Below are 17,154 nucleotides of genomic sequence, written 5' to 3'. Positions count from 1 at the left end.
CCGAGTTTCGACTCCGCTCAACTCTCGATACTGGTAGGTTGAGCGCAGTCGAAACCGGATTGAACGGGTACTTTATTGAGTTGCAGATCCCCACGTCCAGCCTCGGATCACACCAGTGGCTCAGTTAGGATTTCGTCACAACTGTTAAAGATCGTTTATCAAACGCATAATCACGACTCAACTTGTAGCGAACGGTGCGACACTGAAAAAGATTGTTTGTGCTGAGGTTTCATGGTCGCCACTGCTGCCCACTCCATCATGGATCACTTGCCCCAACTAATTGACGGTATGCCCCCCTTAGCGGGCTGGAGCGATCGCCTTCAGGCTGCTACCCAGGGCACGGATCCGCTGTATTTAGAGCACACCAATCTCCGGTTGTCCGATATTTCTGCCGGATTTGCGATCGCCCTCCACATGCACCAGCCGACGATTCCCGCTGGGCAAAATGGGCAACTCATCAACAACCTGCAACACATGTTTGAGCACCCCTACGACGGGGATAACCACAATGCCGGGCCGTTTGCCTACTGCTATGCCCGCATGGGTGACTTCATTCCCGAATTGGTGGAGCAGGGCTGTAATCCCCGCGTCATGCTGGATTACTCCGGCACCCTGCTGTGGGGCTTGCAGCAGATGAATCGCCACGACATTCTCGACAAGCTGCGGCGGATCACCTGCGACGCCAAATATCAGCCCCATGTGGAATGGCTCGGTACCTTTTGGGGCCATGCGGTAGCCCCCTCGACGCCGATTCCTGACATCGAGTTACACATTCGCGCTTGGCAGCACCATTTTGCCGCCCTCTTTGGCTGGGAAGCGCTGTCGCGGGTGCGGGGCTTTTCGCCGCCAGAGATGCACCTGCCCAACCACCCCGATACCCTCTACACCTTGGTCAAAGCGCTGAAAGATTGCGGTTACCAATGGCTAATGGTGCAAGAGCACACGATCGAAACTTTAGAAGGCCAGGGCATTCAGCAGCCCCATTTGCCCCATCGCCTGGTGGCGAAAAATTCCCAGGGAGAGGTGGCAGAAATCACGGTACTGATTAAAACCCAAGGCTCAGACACTAAACTTGTCGGCCAAATGCAGCCGTTCGCCGAAGCTAAGACGCTGCAACCCATGCCCCTCGGCGATCAGATGGTGCCGCCGCTGGTTTCACAAATTAGCGATGGGGAAAACGGCGGCGTCATGATGAACGAGTTCCCCAGCATGTTCAAACGCTGCTGGCATGAAATGCGACAGCAAGGCGGCGGTCGGGTTGGTACCGTCGGCTTGCTGGGTACGGAATACTTGGAATTGCTGGCCGCCGCTGGGGTGACGGCAGCGCAGTTCCCCACCTGTCAGGGGATTGGTCAGCATCGGCTGTGGCAGCACGTGGGAGATCGCCCCACCCCCGACGCCGTCCAGTCAGCCATTGCCACCATCCAAGCCGAAGACGGTAATTTCCATATGGAAGGGTCTTCTTGGACGAGCGATCGCAGTTGGGTGGAGGGCTATGGCAACGTGATGCAGCCCATGCAGCAACTCAGCGCCCGCTTTCACCAAGCCGTGCAGGCGGGCAAGCTGGGAGACGAGCGATCGCCCACCTACCACCGGGCCTTGCTACACAATTTGCTACTAGAAACCAGCTGCTTTCGCTATTGGGGCCAAGGCGCTTGGACGGAGTATGCCCAAACCATTTACCGTCGGGGCTTGGCAGCGCTGACCAGCCGCTAGATCCGTGCCCCCGGCAATTACGGCTAATAGCCTCGACTAATCTTAGGCGCAAACCAAGGTATTGCCGGGTGTATTTTTAACTCGCCCCGCTTTGGTATAGCAATCTGCAGTAAGGCGGCGATGGCAATATACGGAGCTATCTGCGCAGCGCTATGGTGGCAACTCGGAGCTAGGGGCGATCGCCGAAGGTCTGGCACCGCAATGAGGCTAGCACTCAGGTGCTCCGCTAGCCACCTGCCACTTATACAGAAGTTTCGGCCTGTCTGCTCCCAGCGCTTTAGCCCCCTAAGTCCCCCAAGTTGGGGGGACTTAGAACTCCGATCTCCCCCCAGATTGGGGGGTTAAGGGGAGCGAAAGCAGTCTGTCAAGGCACCAATCGAGATGTGCATATAGCCAACCGAGGAGCACCGACTCCAGCCGTAGAGATGGCTTTAAAGGGCCTCTGGTTCGTCACTGATCGCCATGGGGACAGCCAGTTCTTCTAAGGCAAACTGAAGGAATTGAGTGGCGACTTCGATACTGTCGTTGTGGGCAGAAAACACCAGTAACATGCTGGAATCGCCGCCACCGTCGTAACACAAAATGCGAAAAACGCCGTCGTCGAAGTAGCCCGTGCGATCAATATCACCCACTTCCGTCGGCACATTCAGTTCGCCTATGAAAGCATCGGCACGACTCAGGCACTGTGCTTGATCAATGCCCTCGAGCCACTGATCGCCACTCGCAATTTCGGGACGGGCCTCCGCTGGTAAACTTACGGCGGCTAAACTTAAGCCCACAATACTCGCTGCAAAACGTCGTAAAACCATTGAATCTATACAGAGAACTAAACAGGGTAGACGCACAATTGGGACGTCAGGTTTCTGATCAGACAAAAGTCTGTGCCTGCATCTGTGCTTATCCTCAATAGACTAACCGTTACCGTCCATAAATTGAGCAAATCGAATAGTCGTAGCAGTCAGTCAAGCGCCTTATTGTTTACGCGATCGCTCCCTTAGTATCCGGAGACGCGGAGAACAGTCACCCAAAAATCACTCTTGGGGCAGGTGCCCAATCGGGTCATCATCCGTTACCAAGAAATTGGCGTAGGCCATTTCATCAGCGTCACGGCCTGTAATGGGGACCCGCGACCATCTAAATTGAAGACGGTGAATACTGATTTTGTAGAATAGCGCTACAGCTTGAGGAATCCCCGCTGTCGTCGCCCCCTGGCCCAAGGAGCTCGACACGACCTAAAGGTGTAGTTGAGTTGTGGAGAACTGGCACGACATGTTTATTGCACCTGGGTTTGAACAACGCTCCGTCGTCACCGATTTAGGGGCGATCGCCTATGCGGCTCCCCAACCTGAGTTTTGGCCGCCCACCGCTCACCCCGACCAAACCTTGCTTTTCCTCCATGGCTTTGGGGGCGGCTCATCCTCCTATGAATGGTCGAAGGTTTATCCGGCTTTCGCAAGTGATTATCGAGTGTTGGCCCCCGATCTCATTGGTTGGGGCCAATCTGACCATCCCGAACGTCGCTATCAAATCAGCGATTACGAAACCACCATTGTGCAGCTGCTGCAAAAGTTGGCACCGCAGGGAGCGATCGTGATTGCTTCGGCCTTGACCGCCGCCATGATGGTGCGGGTCGCCGTGCAACAGCCTGATTTAGTGACGGGCTTGATTTTAGTCACCCCCGCTGGACTGTCGGATTTTGGCAAAGACTTCAGTGCGGGCTGGCTACCGCAGATTTTGCGAATTCCTCTGTTGGATAAAGCGCTGTACCAAAGCGCGATCGCCACTTCAGCAGGCATCAGCGGCTTCTTAAGCAACCGCCAGTTTGCCAATGCTGACCTCATTACGGGGGAAATGGTGGCGGCTTATCTGGCGTCGGCCACGCAGCCCAATGCGGAATATGCGGCGCTGTCATTTGTGCGAGGGGATCTGTGTTTCGATCTCGCCGAGTGGTTGCCGCAATTGACTGTGCCCACGGTCGTCTTTTGGGGGCGAGCCGCTCAATTCACCGATGTTGAACTGGGGGAACGCTTGGTGGCGCTGAATCCTGGCGCAATTCGCCAGTTTGAGATCATTGAGAACGTTGGCCTGACGCCCCAGTTAGAGCAACCGAGCTTGACGATCTCCCTCATTCAGCGATCGCTGCGGCAACTCATGACCACCCCCGGCACTGTGACCAGCGCTCACTAAGCTTGTGGGGGAAGCTATTACAGCGATTCAATGAGTCCCGCGATCGCAAACAAACTCATCAGCCCTACCGTTAACCGCAAGAACACGGGCATCACCACCCGCACCATGGCTTCGGTCTGCTCCACCGTGCCAAACAAAGCCCAAAACAGACACACACTAATAAACCCAGCCATCCCATACGCGAGGAGCTTCAAGCCTTCACAGGCCGCCCGAAACAATAGATTATGTCGCTGAGGTTGTCTCATGGATTTAATCCGATAAATAACGCCGCCCGGTCAAGTTGCCGTCACAAAATCAGCGCAGCGGCGACTAAAAAGCCCCCAATGGCAAACACTAATTCGCCCAAACCACCCTTGGCAGGCAGGAACTCGTTTTCGGTGCTCAGGTCACGTTCAAAATTGCAGCTTAGACATTGATAAATCCCGTTCTGGTGACTCACAATGCTGTTCTTGCTGCATTTCGGACATTCAAGCGAGGAGGACAGATTTAAGACAGGAGATGACATCGCTGATAGGGAAGAAAACGACAGGGAGCCAGCGTGGCTGACTACGTTTTCATCATGTCTGACTTTTTTTGATGGGTCGATAGGGAAATCTTCAGAAAAACTCTGTTCAAGTTCAGGAATTCCTCGGCCTGGCGGGCCATGGAACCGATCTCGGTGGTAAATCACTCGGCCTGGCCCCTGACCAAACTCAAGAATTCTGAGTCGAAATGAGCAGTTCAGTCACATGAAGGAGGGACGAAGCCCTGTAAAGCAAAAATGAAGCGACTCGATTAGAGTTTTCTGTGTTGAATCAATTGCGGAGTTCATCACCTAACTCGTGCCGGGGCAAGCAGCCTCAGGGCGTCAGTCGCGGGGCGGGGCGAGCAGTGGTTTCAACCCTTTGGATCACCCGTCTGCATCATTGATAATGGCTTAGAAGCCGTCCAATATCGGCCACCATTCACTCAGGAATGTAGTTTTCTCCACGCATAATTGCACCCAGCCACATCGCCCAGACAGAGCCGTTCATAAAACTTGTTACTTTAGATGAGAGATCCTGGCAACAAATACTAAGCAACCGCAGATGACGAATTCTTCTTCGCGATACCTGATCACAGTTTGTCAGCATCGCTCTTGCTTACGCAATGGTGCGACCGAAACGCTGGCGGCATTTCAACGTCATCAGTCTGATCGCCTGCTGGTGCAGGCCTGTGAGTGCCAGGGTCAGTGCGGTTCTGGGCCAACGGTGCGGGTGATGCCGGGCAATACCTGGTACTGCCGAGTACAGCCCGCCGATGCCGACACCATTGCAGCGCAACATTGCATTCCAGACGGCCAGCCAGTGGAGTCTCTTTTAAATCCGCGACTGCATCAAACTCAGTCAGCCTATGCCAACCTGGCTGAGCAGTATCAAGCGTTTACGCAATCTCAGCCACCGGATTAACGCGATCGCCCGCCTTGAAGATCGATAAATATGGCTACTGATTCGTGGAGGTGGCTTGGGTGGGCACTGCCGCCGATGGCAAAGTTGGTGCAGCCCCAGCCGACAACAGGCCATTCTGCGGATTGTTGGGCAAGGCTTGAATCTGTCCCATCAAGCTCGACATTTCTAGCGCACTCATGGCATAGCTCCACCCAAGATTGCTCTTGATGCCGGCCCGTTCTAGCGCTTGCTGCATCGTGTCAGTGGTGAGGACGCCAAACACAATGGGCACCCCCGTTTGAAAGCTCGCCGCCGCGATGCCCTTCGAAACCTCAGCCGCCACATAGTCAAAGTGAGGCGTTTGCCCTTTGATTACCGCGCCCAAGCAGATGATGGCGTTGTAGCGCCCAGTGAGCGCCAACTGTCGGGCCACCATCGGAATCTCGAAGCTGCCCGGCACCCAGGCATAATCTACCTGCTCACCGTGAGGATCCACATCGACCCCGTGACGCTTCAAACAATCTTGGCAAGCGCCCAAAAGCTTCTCTGTGACTAGGTCATTAAAACGACCAATCACCAGAGCAAAACGGCGCGGTTCGCCCTGGTGAAAATTACCTTCCAAAACAGCCATGAAAAATTAATGCCTAAACTTTGGCTACACCACGAGGTAGTTAAGACTACCGACGACGACGACTAAAATCCCCCAGACGACAGACCCAAGCAGAATCAAACGTTTGGATTGATCCCAGTTTTGAGGCGAGGCATAGGCGACTGGTACGCCCACCACCATCACAAAAGACAGGAGAACCAGCGCAAAGAGTGCCAACTGGAAAACAATTACCATCTTGATTAAATCTCTCTATCTCAACACAACAGCAACGCGGAGTTGTGCAGTCCCGTGGTCTGCCAACTGCCTACATTATTATTAGTAAGCTATCAGAAATGTGGGTGCGACGGAAGCCTTAATGCTCGGTAACTCCGCGCAGTTAACTGGGCACCGGGTCAGGGGGAGGCCGTGCCCCACTCACGAGCGACGATGCTCCAACGTAATTGGTAGGTCGATGGATCTGGTCTTGTGCCACACCACTGCTGACTTTGACACCCTCGGTGCTGCCGTCGGCATCGCGCTGCTGTATCCCGCTGCTCGCATTGTGTTGGCCGGCGGATGTCATCCCACGGTGCAGGCTTTTTTGGCTCTCCATCGCGATGAATATCCGTTGATTGAACGGCGGGCCGTTGACCTGGATGCGGTCGAGGCGATCGCGGTGGTCGATACCCAATCTTTAGAACGGCTAGGGCCGGTGGGGCCGTGGATCACGACGGTGGCGGCCCGGGGTGGCGAAGTGCAGGTTTATGACCATCATGTCGGCGGCGATCGCTCCTTTCCCGCCACCCAGTTCGTCGTTGATGAAGTCGGTGCTGCCACCACGCTGGTTGTGGAAGCGTTGCAAGCCCGTGGCACTCAGTTAAACACCAGTCAGGCGACGGTGATGGCGCTGGGTATCCACGTCGATACGGGGTCGCTGACCTTCACGTCATCCACCGTGCGCGATGCGGCGGCGCTCGCTTGGGTAATGGGGCAGGGGGCCAGCCAGAGTGCGATCGCGGAATTTGTCGAGCCCAACTTATCGCCCACGTTGCAAGCCCTGTCGGAAACGGCGATCGCGCAACTGCAGCGCGAGCAGCAGCCCGGTCATACCCTGGGCTGGGTGCTGCTCGAAACGGCTGAGCATGTGCCGGGTTTGTCGGGGTTGGCTGAGCGGTTGCTCACCTTTTTAGATCTTGACAGTCTGCTGTTTGGGGCCTGGTTTCCTGCCAAAGAAAATCGGCAAAAGCTAGTGCTGATCGGTCGGACACGGGGACGAGTGGCGGCCACGGGCGATCGCCCCGGCGTTGACTTTAATGGGCTGCTGTCTCGGTTGGGCGGCGGCGGTCATCCCACAGCGGCGGCGGCCACTTGTATGACGGACAATCCTCAAAGGGAATTTGAGCGCACCTTAGCCGACCTCCGCCAACAAATCCCCCCAGTGCCGACTGCCCGCGATGTGATGTCGTCACCCGTACGTACCATTCGCCCCAGCACCCAAATCACCGAAGCCCAAAGGATTCTCTTGCGCTATGGCCATTCCGGCCTGTCGGTGGTCAATCGCAGTGACGAGTTGGTCGGGGTCATTTCCCGCCGCGATATTGATTTGGCCCTGCACCACGGGTTTGGTCATGCGCCGGTCAAGGGCTACATGTCCACCCAACTCAGAACGGTACAACCGCACACGGCCCTGCCGGATATCGAAGCGCTGATGGTGACCTACGACATTGGACGATTACCCGTGTTGGAGGGCGATCGCCTGGTCGGAGTCGTCACGCGCACGGATGTGTTGCGGCAGCTACACCAGACTCAGCAAGCCCAATCTTCCGTGGATGAACCCGCCACTGCGATCGGGCGACTGCCCGCGCCCGCGCAGCTTTGGCAAATGTTGCAAGCGCGTTTAGCCCCCGCTCTATGGGAGATGCTGCAAGCGATGGCGACAGTGGCCCACGATCGCGGCTGGCAACTCTACTTAATCGGCGGCGGCGTCCGCGATTTGTTTCTGAGTGAACCCGACACTCCCCTCAACTTGCCAGACGTTGACTTGGTAGTCGATAGCGCTTATCAAACCCTGGAAATGGGGGCGGGTGTTGTGTTAGCGGAGGCGATCAAAGCTCAGCATCCTAACGCCGAGCTCCAAGTTTATGGCCGCTTTCAAACCGCCGCGTTGGTCTGGCACACCTCACCGATGGGCGGCGACGGTTCGCTCATGGTGGATATTGCCACCGCCCGCACGGAGTTTTATCCCTATCCGGCGGCCAATCCCGAAGTGGAGGCCAGTTCCATTCGCCAAGATTTATATCGTCGCGACTTCACGATTAATGCGCTCGCCGTGAGTCTGACGCCCCCCCAACCCGGTCAACTGCTCGACTTTTTTGGCGGCCTCGTTGACCTCCAAGAGCGACACATTCGGGTTTTGCACGCCAACAGCTTTATCGAAGATCCGACTCGTATTTATCGGGCCGTGCGCTTTGCAGTGCGGCTGGGCTTCACCCTGGAACCCCAAACGGAAGGGTTTATTCACCATGCGCTGGAAAGCGGCGTTTACAAACGCCTGCAAACTGAGATGGCCAAGCTGCCCAGCCTGCAAACCCGTCTGAAAGCGGAGTTGCAATACATTTTGGCGGCTGATTACTGGGAGGCCGCTTTAGGTTTGCTGGACGACTTGGGGGCTCTGGTGTGTCTGCATCCTGAGTTGGTGCTCAGCGATCGCCTTTGGCAGCAACTGCGCCGGTTGAGTCGTTGGCTGACGCAGGTCGAGTTACTAGCGGCGCTTTCCCCCTGGCAACTGCGCTTGGAGTTGCTGATCACGGGCATTCCGGCGAGCGATCGCGAATCCGTAGCAGCACATTTGCAATTGCCCCAAGCAACAGTGCAACGGCTCGCCCAGTTAGCCCAGGCAGAGGCCGTGATTTTGACCGAGTTGCCAAAGTGCGATCGCCCCAGTCAGTGTCGGCAACTGCTCGACGCCTATGATTTAGCCTCCCTAGTGCTGATCAGTTTGCGTCATCCTCAGCCCACCCGCGATCGCATCTGGCGCTATCTGACCCATTGGTCTCAGGTCACCGCGCCAATCAACGGGCAGGATCTCAAACGGTTAGGCTATCGCCCAGGGCCAGCTTATCGAGAAATATTGTCGAAGGTTTTGTCCGCCACCTTAGACGGTGAGTTAGCTGGTTCAGAAGCCGCGATCGCCTTCGTTCAGCGTCGATACCCTCTCGAAAATTCCGCCCCCAGCTCCCAGCGATCGTCCTGATACTTCATCCAAATTCAGAATCTGCTATTTAAGACACAACACGGTAGATTAAGAAAGTCTAAATTCCGTAAGATTTCGTCACCTCGCCAACGCCTATGCCACTTGCCCCCGGAACTGCGCTGCAAAACGGCCACTACGTGATCGATGCCTTGCTCGAAGCCGCACCCAATGGCGATCTCTACTGGGGTACCCATGTCGCGGTTGGGATGCCGGTCTTTATCCAAGTCTTTCCCATCGGTGAATCGGCTCAGAGTGACCTGGGTGCTCTGATGGCTCAACTAGAGGGCATTGCCTTTTCGCCCCAGTCGCCCCTGCCAAATCCGTTTCAGCTTTTCCATGGCGATGACCAGACTTTGTGTTTGGCCATGAGTACGGCAGTCGGCTTACCCTGGTCAACTCTCCGCAAAAGTCGAGCGCCCTTGTCCCCTCGCCAAGCCCTCGCCACCATTCGTCAGTTAGCGGCTCACCTTGGCTGGCTCAAAACTCAGGGCTTGACCGGGCTTGACCTGTCTCCCAACCGGGTTTGGCTCTCCCAAGAGACGAATACCGTCACAGTGACGGGATTGCCCCATGCCTACTTGCAAAACTTTGCTGCGCTCGACACTGCGCCCGACACCTCGGTACAGGCGCTAGCGCAACTGCTGTTCAGCCTTTTGACTGGGCACTCACTGGCCTGGCCTATTTCTGAGGGCAGCCCCTCGGTCAGCGCGCAACTGAAGACCCATTGCCCAAATGTGAGTCCGATCATCATCGCGGCGATTGAACAGGCGCTAGCTCCTCCTGAGCCGGATGAGCCGCTACTGACGGTGCCCCAATGGCTACAGCAATTACCCGATGCGAGCTCTATGGTGCGAGTGTCTACCCTAAGTCAATCCATCACGCCTTCCTCTCCCTCTCCTAACCCGATGTCTGAAGTGACCCGTCCCACCCCCACTAAGCCAGGATCCTGGCTGTTGCCCTCGTTGGCAGCTACCGCTATGTTGGCAGCGATCGCGGGCGGTGCTTTGGGCACCTACTGGCGGCTGAATACTCAGTCAATGCCGGGCGCGATCAGGTTAGACCCCAAGCAATCTTTTCCCGCCCAGTCGAACTGGTCAGGAGATACGCCCGAGGCGGAATTTGATACCCCATACGTCCCCGCTCGGAATGCGCCTGTCCGTCGCGATCGCTGGTATGAGTCCCCAACGCCTAACCGCACCAACACCGTTTCCAATGAACCGATTAATCCAGGCGTTATCGATGCGCCCTCGGAGCTTAGCGACGTTAATTCTCCCAATCCCACATCAACGACGCCCCGGGCCCAGCCGGGAGAAGCGTCTGCTGGAGGGGGACGATCTCAATCCCCGTCAACGGAACCCACCGCTGCGCCCAATCCGGAGCCTGCTGGCTTAGAAGGCTTGCAAGTGCCCGAGTCGCTGGCCGTGCCCGAAGCGAGTCCAACCGCCCCTGCCCCGACGGAAACAGCGCCCGCCCCGTCTTCCATGGCGATTCCGAAAGCGGTTCCCGCTTCAGATACCGCAACCGAAAGTTAGCCATTAAATTCCTCTAAGGCCAGAATTAGCGTGGACTCAGCAAGGAGATAGAGGACTTTTGGGCAAGAACGTTATAATCTGAACCACAGGTGTAACAAAGTGTGACATTATGAGCAGCCCCGTCGTCCATGCTTTCTTTATGGGTCGTGCGCTGGCCTCTGCGATCGCAGAGCAAGCCGAGCAAGCCATGACCGAGACCCTCAGTGACTTGGGGCGATTTGATGCTGAGCAGCGAGAAAATCTGCGCAACTTCACTGAAGACGTGATGGCGCGGGTGCAGCAGCAGGAGGCCGCCGTTTCGCAAGGCCCGGCAAGTAGTGGGTTCGGTGCCACCGCTAGCCCCAGCAACCCCCAAGATTTGCAAGCAACGATTGATAACCTGAGAGCCGAGATTGCTCAGGTTCGTTCAACTTTGCAGCAATACCGGGCATCCTTGAATTAGTCTTGTGATGGCCGTTTGATGGCCGTGAATTGGTGTGTGTTGTCCCCCTTAGAGCGTACTTGGGAGTTTGAGTGTCTGCTGCTTACGATTCTGAAACTGCTCTGCCAGCCTTTCCTGAAAATGATTCAGGCAATGGCAAAGTTTCTATCACCCAACCGTCTGATGAGGAAACGTCAATGGTTGCGGGGGACTCAGCGCATGCTGCTGACCGCGGCGACGTTGAGGCCAACGCCCAAGAGCGCCACGTTGCGACCAGTGGCCCTCACTCTGACTTTGCCTCGTCGAGTACCGCCGCCCACCTGATGAAATTGGCCGCTCCTTCTACTAATAATGTGACGCCAGCGTCCAATTCGCCAATGCTCGCCCCGCGTCGCCAAAAAGCTTACAAATGGAACCGCAAGCGTTATTCCCGCACCAAGCGCTCCATCGATATTTGGTCTTTCGTCTTTCGGTTTGTGGGGGCACGTTGGCTGCACAAGCGCCCTTGGAGCTACCAGGGTGACATGACCCCTGAGAAAATGGCGGCGCGCCGACGCAAGCAAGCCATCTGGATTCGCGAAACCTTTTTAGAACTAGGGCCGACTTTCATTAAGCTCGGGCAGCTTTTTTCTACCCGTGCCGATCTCTTTCCCACCGAATATGTGGAAGAACTCTCAAAGCTGCAAGATCGAGTGCCAGCTTTTAGCTATGAGCAGGTCGAGGAAATCATTCAAGCTGACTTTGGAAAGTCAGTGCCGGAGCTGTTCAAAAGCTTTGATCCGATTCCGCTCGCTGCCGCTAGCTTGGGCCAAGTGCATCGGGCTCAACTTAATTCTGGCGATGAAGTAGTCGTTAAGGTGCAACGCCCAGGGCTCAAGCGTTTGTTCAAGATTGATTTGGCGATCTTGCGGGGCATTGCGGTCTATTTTCAAAATCACCCCTATTGGGGGCGAGGCCGGGATTGGCTCGGTATCTATGAAGAGTGCTGTCGCATTCTGTGGGAAGAGATTGATTATTTGAACGAAGGCCGCAACGCCGACACCTTTCGGCGGAATTTCCGCAAGCATGACTGGACTCGGGTACCCAGGGTCTATTGGCGCTACGCTACTCCCCGAGTGCTTACGCTGGAATACATGCCTGGGATCAAAATTAGTCATTACGATGCCTTGGAAGCGGCAGGCTTGGATCGCAAAGAGCTGGCTCACTTGGGGGCTAAAGCCTATTTGCATCAGCTTCTAGATGATGGCTTTTTCCACGCTGATCCGCACCCCGGCAACATTGCAGTTAGCCCCGAAGGCGCATTGATTTTTTATGACTTCGGGATGATGGGGCAAGTCAAGCCTGTGACCCGTGAGCGTCTTATGATAACGTTCATAGGAGTCGCTCAGCGGGATGCCAATCTGGTCGTCTCTTCTCTGGTCGATTTGGGTGCCCTCCAAGAAACCGAAGATATGGGGCCAGTGCGTCGGTCTGTCCAATATATTTTGGACAATCTGATGGACAAACCCTTTGAAGAGCAATCGGTCGCTGAAATTAGCGATGATTTGTACGAGATTGCTTACGATCAGCCATTTCGGTTCCCGGCAACATTTACTTTTGTGATGCGGGCTTTCTCGACGTTAGAAGGCGTGGGCAAAGGTCTAGATCCGGATTTTAACTTTATGGAAGCGGCTAAACCATTTGCCACCAAGCTTATGAGTAACAACGACCTCTCTAACTCAACGGAAACGCTCTTTGGCGAGATTGGTCGCCAAGCCGCTCAGGTAGGTTCGACGGCATTCGGTCTGCCGCGACGGTTAGAAGATACTTTAGACAAGCTGGAGCGCGGCGATGTGCGCGTCCGGGTTCGCTCCATCGAAACGGATCGGATTCTGCGCCGGGTCAGTAGCGTCAATATGGCTACCAACTATACGCTGTTGGTGGGAGCCTTCGTACTATCGGCCACGATTCTGTTGGTTTACGAATTTTTGTGGTTGGCGATCGCGGCCTTCCTGGTGGCAGGAGTAGCCGGGTTCGCGATGTTGCGTCTAATGCTGCAAATGGGTCGCGCTGATCGGCTTTAGTAAGGGAAACAAGGGTCGATGCTCAAGCTACTCTTCTCTGGGATGACTGACCCTGGTTTGGTGCGTTCCAGCAACCAAGATGCCTATCACGTCGATTCGCAAGGGCGCTTTTTTATTGTGGCGGATGGCATGGGCGGTCATGCGGGTGGTCAAGAGGCCAGCAGCATCGCGACCGCAACTATTCGCCAGCACCTCGAAGAATATTGGGAATCAGACCTGGCAACGCCACAGATTCTCGAACAAGCGATGACGCTAGCTAACAAGGCGATTCTGACGGATCAAAAAAAACACCCAGAGCGGGGCGATATGGGAACGACCGCTGTGGTTCTCACCTTTCGTACGGATAAAGACGATCAGCCTTGGTGTGCCCACGTCGGCGACTCGCGGCTCTACCGCCTACGCGGCCCCAAGGTTAAAGCCATGACCGAAGACCATACCTGGATTGCCCGGGCCGTGCGGGAAGGGGAATTGACCCTTGATCAGTCGCGTAACCATCCTTGGCGACACGTTCTCTCCCAATGCCTGGGGCGCGAAGACATGCATCGCATTGATGTGCAACCAGTCGAGGCGCAACCTGGCGATCGCTTTCTCCTCTGTAGTGATGGTCTGACGGAAGAGCTGCCGGACACCATTATCGCCGCCCACCTCAAGTCCATCCGAGCCGTGGAGAGTGCCGCCCAAGCCTTAATCAACTCGGCCAAAAAACATGGCGGACGCGACAACATTACTGTTGTGATTGTGACTTTGCTACTCGATACTACCGCTCACGAAACGACTGGTGTTGAGACGGGTTTCATCGTTGAGTAGGGATCGATTTAGCAAAGCGATGCGCCCTGACACTGGCAGATCATAGCCATTCAGTCAGAAGGCTGGAGATCGCCGTAACCTCGGACATTGTTCCCTAACGAGGCCGCTTCTGGAGACCAGCCTCAGTCACCGGAAAGTGGCCGGCGGGAGTGAAATCTGTGCCGTTTCCAGGCATGATGATCGGGCAGTGGGAGTAGCGGGAGGATACGACTCGACCATGAGGCGATCAGGCTTAACGGGCAAAACGCAGGTATTAGGGATTATCGGTCATCCCGTGGAGCATTCCCTGTCACCACCGATGCAAAACGCGGCTCTGGCAGAACTCAGCATCGACGCTGTGTATGTGCCCTTTGCCGTTGAACCTGCGGCGTTGGAGACCGCGATCGCGGGGCTGTGGTCGTTGGGCATTCAAGGGTTTAACGTCACCATTCCCCACAAACAGACCGTGATAACGACTCTGACCTCAGTGACTGACATCAGCCAAGCCGTGGGGGCAGTAAATACGGTCTGGCGCACTGATGAAGGGTGGGCGGGTACCAATACCGATGTCACGGGCTTCATTGCGCCTTTACAGCAGAGCGATCGCGATTGGTCGCAAGCACGGGTAGTGGTGTTGGGCAATGGCGGCGCAGCGAGAGCGGTTGTCGCGGGCTGTATCACCTTGGGCTGTCCGGAAATTTGGCTGGTGGGTCGCAGCGCCGACAAATTGCAGCACTTTGTTCACAGTTGGCAAGACTCTCCCCTACAGCCGTCCCTGCGCACATGCCTGATGACTGAGTTAGATGCGGTGTTACCAGCCACGACTTTGCTCGTCAACACCACGCCAGTGGGGATGCATCCCCAGGTCAATGCGACCCCCGTGACGCTAGCGCAAATAGCCCTGTTGCCGCCGGACGCGATCGCCTACGATTTGATCTACACACCGAGCCCCACCCAATTTCTACAACTCGCTGCCCAGCGGGGGCTCACCACCTTTGATGGCACGGAAATGTTAGTGCAACAAGGGGCGGCCGCTCTGCAAATTTGGACCCAGCAGTCGCCCCCGATTTCGCTGATGCGCCAGACTTTGCGATCGCAGTTGGGGTTGAGCTAGCTGCTGCCGCTGCTTCCAATTTCGCGATAGGCTAATGGCTGGGACGTTACTGTTTGCGTAAAGGAAAATCTATGCTCCGCACCGGACTAAAAGCAGCACTTTGGACAGGTCTCATCACGTGCGTATTTGCGCTGACATTTGTGTTGACCCCACCGGCGCAAGCCATGACGCAAATTGAGCTCAAAGACATTACTTACAATGCTTGCCCCGAAGCGATGTCTGAGGGTATCGTCGCGCCGGGTTCCTTACAAAAAGCCAATTGTTATCTCGTCTCGGGGACGGCGGTTAATCGTTCTGGTAAACCGGTCTTAAATGCCGACATCTTTGGTCGTATCTACGACGCTAACAACAACCCCGCCATGATGAACCGCACCCGCCTCGGGGCCATTGATGAGGTGCCCCCTGGTGAAAGTCCCTTTGAACTGCGGATCTCGGTCGCGGCCAATCAGCCCGAGCCCTTGAAGCTAGAGCAGTTCAAAGCGTCCGGCTTCACTGGCAAGGTGCGTCGCTAATCTTGTGGCCTAATCGGGCTGTTGGAATCCGGTCAGTGTGGCCGCATCACGTTCATTCTTTACTGTCCTGACGTTTCTGCACAAGCCGATGAACCTCTTCAAACAACCGCGTCCCACCGCGAATCCCGCCGCGATTCAGCAAATTAAAGACTGGGTCTACGAGGCGCTGGCTCTGTCGGCAGATGTCCCAATTTCGATCAGCCAGTTACAGTGCCATGAACCGGGATGCCCACCCATTGAAACGGTGATTGCGGTGATGACCCAGCCCACGCAATCCTACAAAATCCATGCGGCGGCGGCTGAAATTACACAGGCACAGGTAATGACAGCTTTGCACGATGACACTCCGCACGGCGACTAAGGTGGCAGTGGAGCGATCGCGCGAACCGGAATGTTCACAACGAACTTTTCCGGGGAAACGACGACCCGGATAATGCCAAACGTCCCTGACATTCATGTTTGAAAGTAAGAGAGCACCATGGTGACAACAGCAACAGCGGGCGTGCCAGTAACCGTCTTGACTGGCTATTTAGGGGCGGGTAAGACCACTCTGCTCAACCGCATCTTGACCTATGAGCACGGCAAAAAGGTTGCGGTCATTGTGAATGAGTTTGGCGAAGTTGGCATTGATAATCAGCTCATCATTGATGCTGACGAAGAAATTTTTGAAATGAACAATGGTTGCATTTGTTGCACGGTGCGGGGCGACTTGATCCGCATCATTGGCAACTTGATGCAGCGTCGCGATAAGTTTGACCACCTCGTGATCGAAACGACTGGTCTGGCCGATCCGGCTCCGGTGATTCAGACTTTTTTCGTGGATGAAGACATTCAAACGCAGTTGAACCTTGATGCGGTAGTGACCGTCGTCGATGCCAAGCACATTACTCAGCATTGGACGAGCGATGAGGCCCAAGAGCAAATCGCGTTTGCCGATGTGATTTTGCTGAACAAAATTGACTTGGTAACTGAAGACGAATTGAGTGAGTTGGAGCGACGGATCAAAGAAATGAACGCGATGGTGAAAATCTATCGCACCCAAAACTCCGAACTAGATATTGAGTCGGTCATTGGCGTAAAAGCGTTTGACCTGGATCGCGCTTTAGAAGTTGATCCAGATTTCCTCAACGAAGATGCCCATGAGCACGACGACGAGGTTTATTCTTTCGCCATTGTGGAAGAGCAGCCGCTGGATAGCGAAAAACTCAGCACTTGGATCAGCGAGTTACTGCAAACCAAAGGGCCAGACATCTTTCGCACTAAGGGCATTTTGAACCTGGCGGGTGAGGACGATCGCTTTGTGTTTCAAGGGGTTCACATGATTTTTGACGGGCGCGGCGATCGCCCCTGGAAGCCCGAGGAAACTCGCCGGAGTGAGATGGTCTTTATTGGCCGCAACTTGGATGAAGCAGAGATCCGTCAAGGGTTTCGGACATGTCTGGCGTGAAGACGGCAAAACTACAGCTGACGCCTCAATGGCAGCATGCTCTGTCGGACTATGTCACCACCGCCCAGTGGTCGCCAGATGGCCACAAGGCGGTGGTGGTGACGGCAGCGGGAGAAGTCGTACTGTTT

At 55.5% G+C, this 17,154-nt stretch carries 18 protein-coding genes; 12 read left to right on the top strand and 6 right to left on the bottom strand.

Annotated features, from left to right (window positions below):
• Positions 1-231 precede the first annotated feature (231 nt).
• Complete coding sequence (locus JUK32_RS01925) at positions 232-1,716, top strand: glycosyl hydrolase family 57 (RefSeq protein WP_204137164.1); 1,485 nt, start codon at positions 232-234, stop codon at positions 1,714-1,716.
• A gap of 431 nt (positions 1,717-2,147) precedes the next feature.
• Here JUK32_RS01925 and JUK32_RS01920 read toward each other — a convergent pair whose 3' ends face one another.
• Positions 2,148-2,525 (bottom strand): hypothetical protein, encoded by a 378-nt coding sequence (locus JUK32_RS01920; protein ID WP_204137163.1) that lies wholly within the window; start codon positions 2,523-2,525, stop codon positions 2,148-2,150.
• 222 nt (positions 2,526-2,747) lie between these two features.
• Entirely contained in the window at positions 2,748-2,945 is a 198-nt protein-coding gene (locus JUK32_RS01915) for a hypothetical protein (RefSeq protein ID WP_204137162.1), read from the bottom strand.
• Between the two features lie 40 nt (positions 2,946-2,985).
• Here JUK32_RS01915 and JUK32_RS01910 point away from each other — a divergent pair, with 40 nt between their 5' ends.
• The gene (locus JUK32_RS01910; protein WP_204137161.1) at positions 2,986-3,903 is read left to right on the top strand and encodes an alpha/beta fold hydrolase; all 918 of its coding nucleotides are present in this window, start codon (positions 2,986-2,988) and stop codon (positions 3,901-3,903) included.
• Between the two features lie 17 nt (positions 3,904-3,920).
• Here JUK32_RS01910 and JUK32_RS01905 read toward each other — a convergent pair whose 3' ends face one another.
• Positions 3,921-4,148 carry a hypothetical protein gene (locus JUK32_RS01905; RefSeq protein ID WP_204137160.1) on the bottom strand — a complete coding sequence of 76 codons (228 nt, stop codon included), beginning with the start codon at positions 4,146-4,148 and terminating at the stop codon, positions 3,921-3,923.
• 41 nt (positions 4,149-4,189) lie between these two features.
• Positions 4,190-4,573, bottom strand: coding sequence for a hypothetical protein (locus JUK32_RS01900; RefSeq protein WP_204137159.1), 384 nt, complete (start codon positions 4,571-4,573; stop codon positions 4,190-4,192).
• Positions 4,574-4,970: 397 nt separating this feature from the next.
• On the opposite strand from JUK32_RS01900, the gene JUK32_RS01895 reads away from it, so the two are divergent.
• Positions 4,971-5,330, top strand: coding sequence for a ferredoxin (locus JUK32_RS01895; protein ID WP_204137158.1), 360 nt, complete (start codon positions 4,971-4,973; stop codon positions 5,328-5,330).
• A 34-nt stretch (positions 5,331-5,364) separates the two neighbouring features.
• On the opposite strand, the gene ribH is transcribed toward JUK32_RS01895, so the two are convergent.
• Positions 5,365-5,940, bottom strand: coding sequence for a 6,7-dimethyl-8-ribityllumazine synthase (gene ribH, locus JUK32_RS01890; RefSeq protein ID WP_204137157.1), 576 nt, complete (start codon positions 5,938-5,940; stop codon positions 5,365-5,367).
• Between the two features lie 24 nt (positions 5,941-5,964).
• On the bottom strand, positions 5,965-6,153 hold the full coding sequence (gene psbZ / locus JUK32_RS01885; RefSeq protein ID WP_204137156.1) for a photosystem II reaction center protein PsbZ: 189 nt from the start codon (positions 6,151-6,153) through the stop codon (positions 5,965-5,967).
• 217 nt (positions 6,154-6,370) lie between these two features.
• On the opposite strand from psbZ, the gene JUK32_RS01880 reads away from it, so the two are divergent.
• The 9 genes from JUK32_RS01880 to JUK32_RS01840 all read left to right on the top strand — a co-directional run bounded on the left by JUK32_RS01880 (position 6,371) and on the right by JUK32_RS01840 (position 17,026).
• Positions 6,371-9,151 (top strand): CBS domain-containing protein, encoded by a 2,781-nt coding sequence (locus JUK32_RS01880; protein ID WP_204137155.1) that lies wholly within the window; start codon positions 6,371-6,373, stop codon positions 9,149-9,151.
• Between the two features lie 95 nt (positions 9,152-9,246).
• Positions 9,247-10,683, top strand: a complete 1,437-nt coding sequence (locus JUK32_RS01875; RefSeq protein WP_204137154.1) for a hypothetical protein — start codon at positions 9,247-9,249, stop codon at positions 10,681-10,683.
• 109 nt (positions 10,684-10,792) lie between these two features.
• Complete coding sequence (locus JUK32_RS01870; protein ID WP_204137153.1) at positions 10,793-11,125, top strand: DUF6825 family protein; 333 nt, start codon at positions 10,793-10,795, stop codon at positions 11,123-11,125.
• A 356-nt stretch (positions 11,126-11,481) separates the two neighbouring features.
• A complete protein-coding gene (locus JUK32_RS01865) occupies positions 11,482-13,167 on the top strand; it encodes an AarF/ABC1/UbiB kinase family protein (RefSeq protein ID WP_239112233.1) in 1,686 nt (561 codons plus the stop codon).
• Positions 13,168-13,209: 42 nt separating this feature from the next.
• Positions 13,210-13,974, top strand: a complete 765-nt coding sequence (locus JUK32_RS01860; protein WP_239112232.1) for a PP2C family serine/threonine-protein phosphatase — start codon at positions 13,210-13,212, stop codon at positions 13,972-13,974.
• A gap of 217 nt (positions 13,975-14,191) precedes the next feature.
• Positions 14,192-15,067, top strand: coding sequence for a shikimate dehydrogenase (locus JUK32_RS01855; RefSeq protein ID WP_204137151.1), 876 nt, complete (start codon positions 14,192-14,194; stop codon positions 15,065-15,067).
• Positions 15,068-15,138: 71 nt separating this feature from the next.
• Entirely contained in the window at positions 15,139-15,579 is a 441-nt protein-coding gene (locus tag JUK32_RS01850; RefSeq protein ID WP_204137150.1) for a hypothetical protein, read from the top strand.
• Between the two features lie 88 nt (positions 15,580-15,667).
• Positions 15,668-15,940 carry a hypothetical protein gene (locus JUK32_RS01845; RefSeq protein WP_204137149.1) on the top strand — a complete coding sequence of 91 codons (273 nt, stop codon included), beginning with the start codon at positions 15,668-15,670 and terminating at the stop codon, positions 15,938-15,940.
• A 117-nt stretch (positions 15,941-16,057) separates the two neighbouring features.
• On the top strand, positions 16,058-17,026 hold the full coding sequence (locus JUK32_RS01840) for a GTP-binding protein (protein WP_204137148.1): 969 nt from the start codon (positions 16,058-16,060) through the stop codon (positions 17,024-17,026).
• The last annotated feature ends 128 nt before the right edge of the window (positions 17,027-17,154 follow it).

The sequence above is a fragment of the Halomicronema sp. CCY15110 genome, from assembly GCF_016888165.1.
Classification (GTDB): domain Bacteria; phylum Cyanobacteriota; class Cyanobacteriia; order Phormidesmidales; family Phormidesmidaceae; genus Halomicronema.
This window is presented reverse-complemented; position numbering and strand designations above follow the sequence as displayed.

Coding starts and splice junctions, on each gene's coding strand:
- JUK32_RS01925 (WP_204137164.1), top strand. CDS start 232: ATGGTCGCCACTGCTGCCCACTCCATCATGGATCACTTGCCCCAACTA.
- JUK32_RS01920 (WP_204137163.1), bottom strand. CDS start 2,525: ATGGTTTTACGACGTTTTGCAGCGAGTATTGTGGGCTTAAGTTTAGCC.
- JUK32_RS01910 (WP_204137161.1), top strand. CDS start 2,986: ATGTTTATTGCACCTGGGTTTGAACAACGCTCCGTCGTCACCGATTTA.
- JUK32_RS01905 (WP_204137160.1), bottom strand. CDS start 4,148: ATGAGACAACCTCAGCGACATAATCTATTGTTTCGGGCGGCCTGTGAA.
- JUK32_RS01895 (WP_204137158.1), top strand. CDS start 4,971: ATGACGAATTCTTCTTCGCGATACCTGATCACAGTTTGTCAGCATCGC.
- ribH (WP_204137157.1), bottom strand. CDS start 5,940: ATGGCTGTTTTGGAAGGTAATTTTCACCAGGGCGAACCGCGCCGTTTT.
- psbZ (WP_204137156.1), bottom strand. CDS start 6,153: ATGGTAATTGTTTTCCAGTTGGCACTCTTTGCGCTGGTTCTCCTGTCT.
- JUK32_RS01880 (WP_204137155.1), top strand. CDS start 6,371: ATGGATCTGGTCTTGTGCCACACCACTGCTGACTTTGACACCCTCGGT.
- JUK32_RS01875 (WP_204137154.1), top strand. CDS start 9,247: ATGCCACTTGCCCCCGGAACTGCGCTGCAAAACGGCCACTACGTGATC.
- JUK32_RS01870 (WP_204137153.1), top strand. CDS start 10,793: ATGAGCAGCCCCGTCGTCCATGCTTTCTTTATGGGTCGTGCGCTGGCC.
- JUK32_RS01865 (WP_239112233.1), top strand. CDS start 11,482: ATGCTCGCCCCGCGTCGCCAAAAAGCTTACAAATGGAACCGCAAGCGT.
- JUK32_RS01860 (WP_239112232.1), top strand. CDS start 13,210: ATGACTGACCCTGGTTTGGTGCGTTCCAGCAACCAAGATGCCTATCAC.
- JUK32_RS01855 (WP_204137151.1), top strand. CDS start 14,192: ATGAGGCGATCAGGCTTAACGGGCAAAACGCAGGTATTAGGGATTATC.
- JUK32_RS01850 (WP_204137150.1), top strand. CDS start 15,139: ATGCTCCGCACCGGACTAAAAGCAGCACTTTGGACAGGTCTCATCACG.
- JUK32_RS01845 (WP_204137149.1), top strand. CDS start 15,668: ATGAACCTCTTCAAACAACCGCGTCCCACCGCGAATCCCGCCGCGATT.
- JUK32_RS01840 (WP_204137148.1), top strand. CDS start 16,058: ATGGTGACAACAGCAACAGCGGGCGTGCCAGTAACCGTCTTGACTGGC.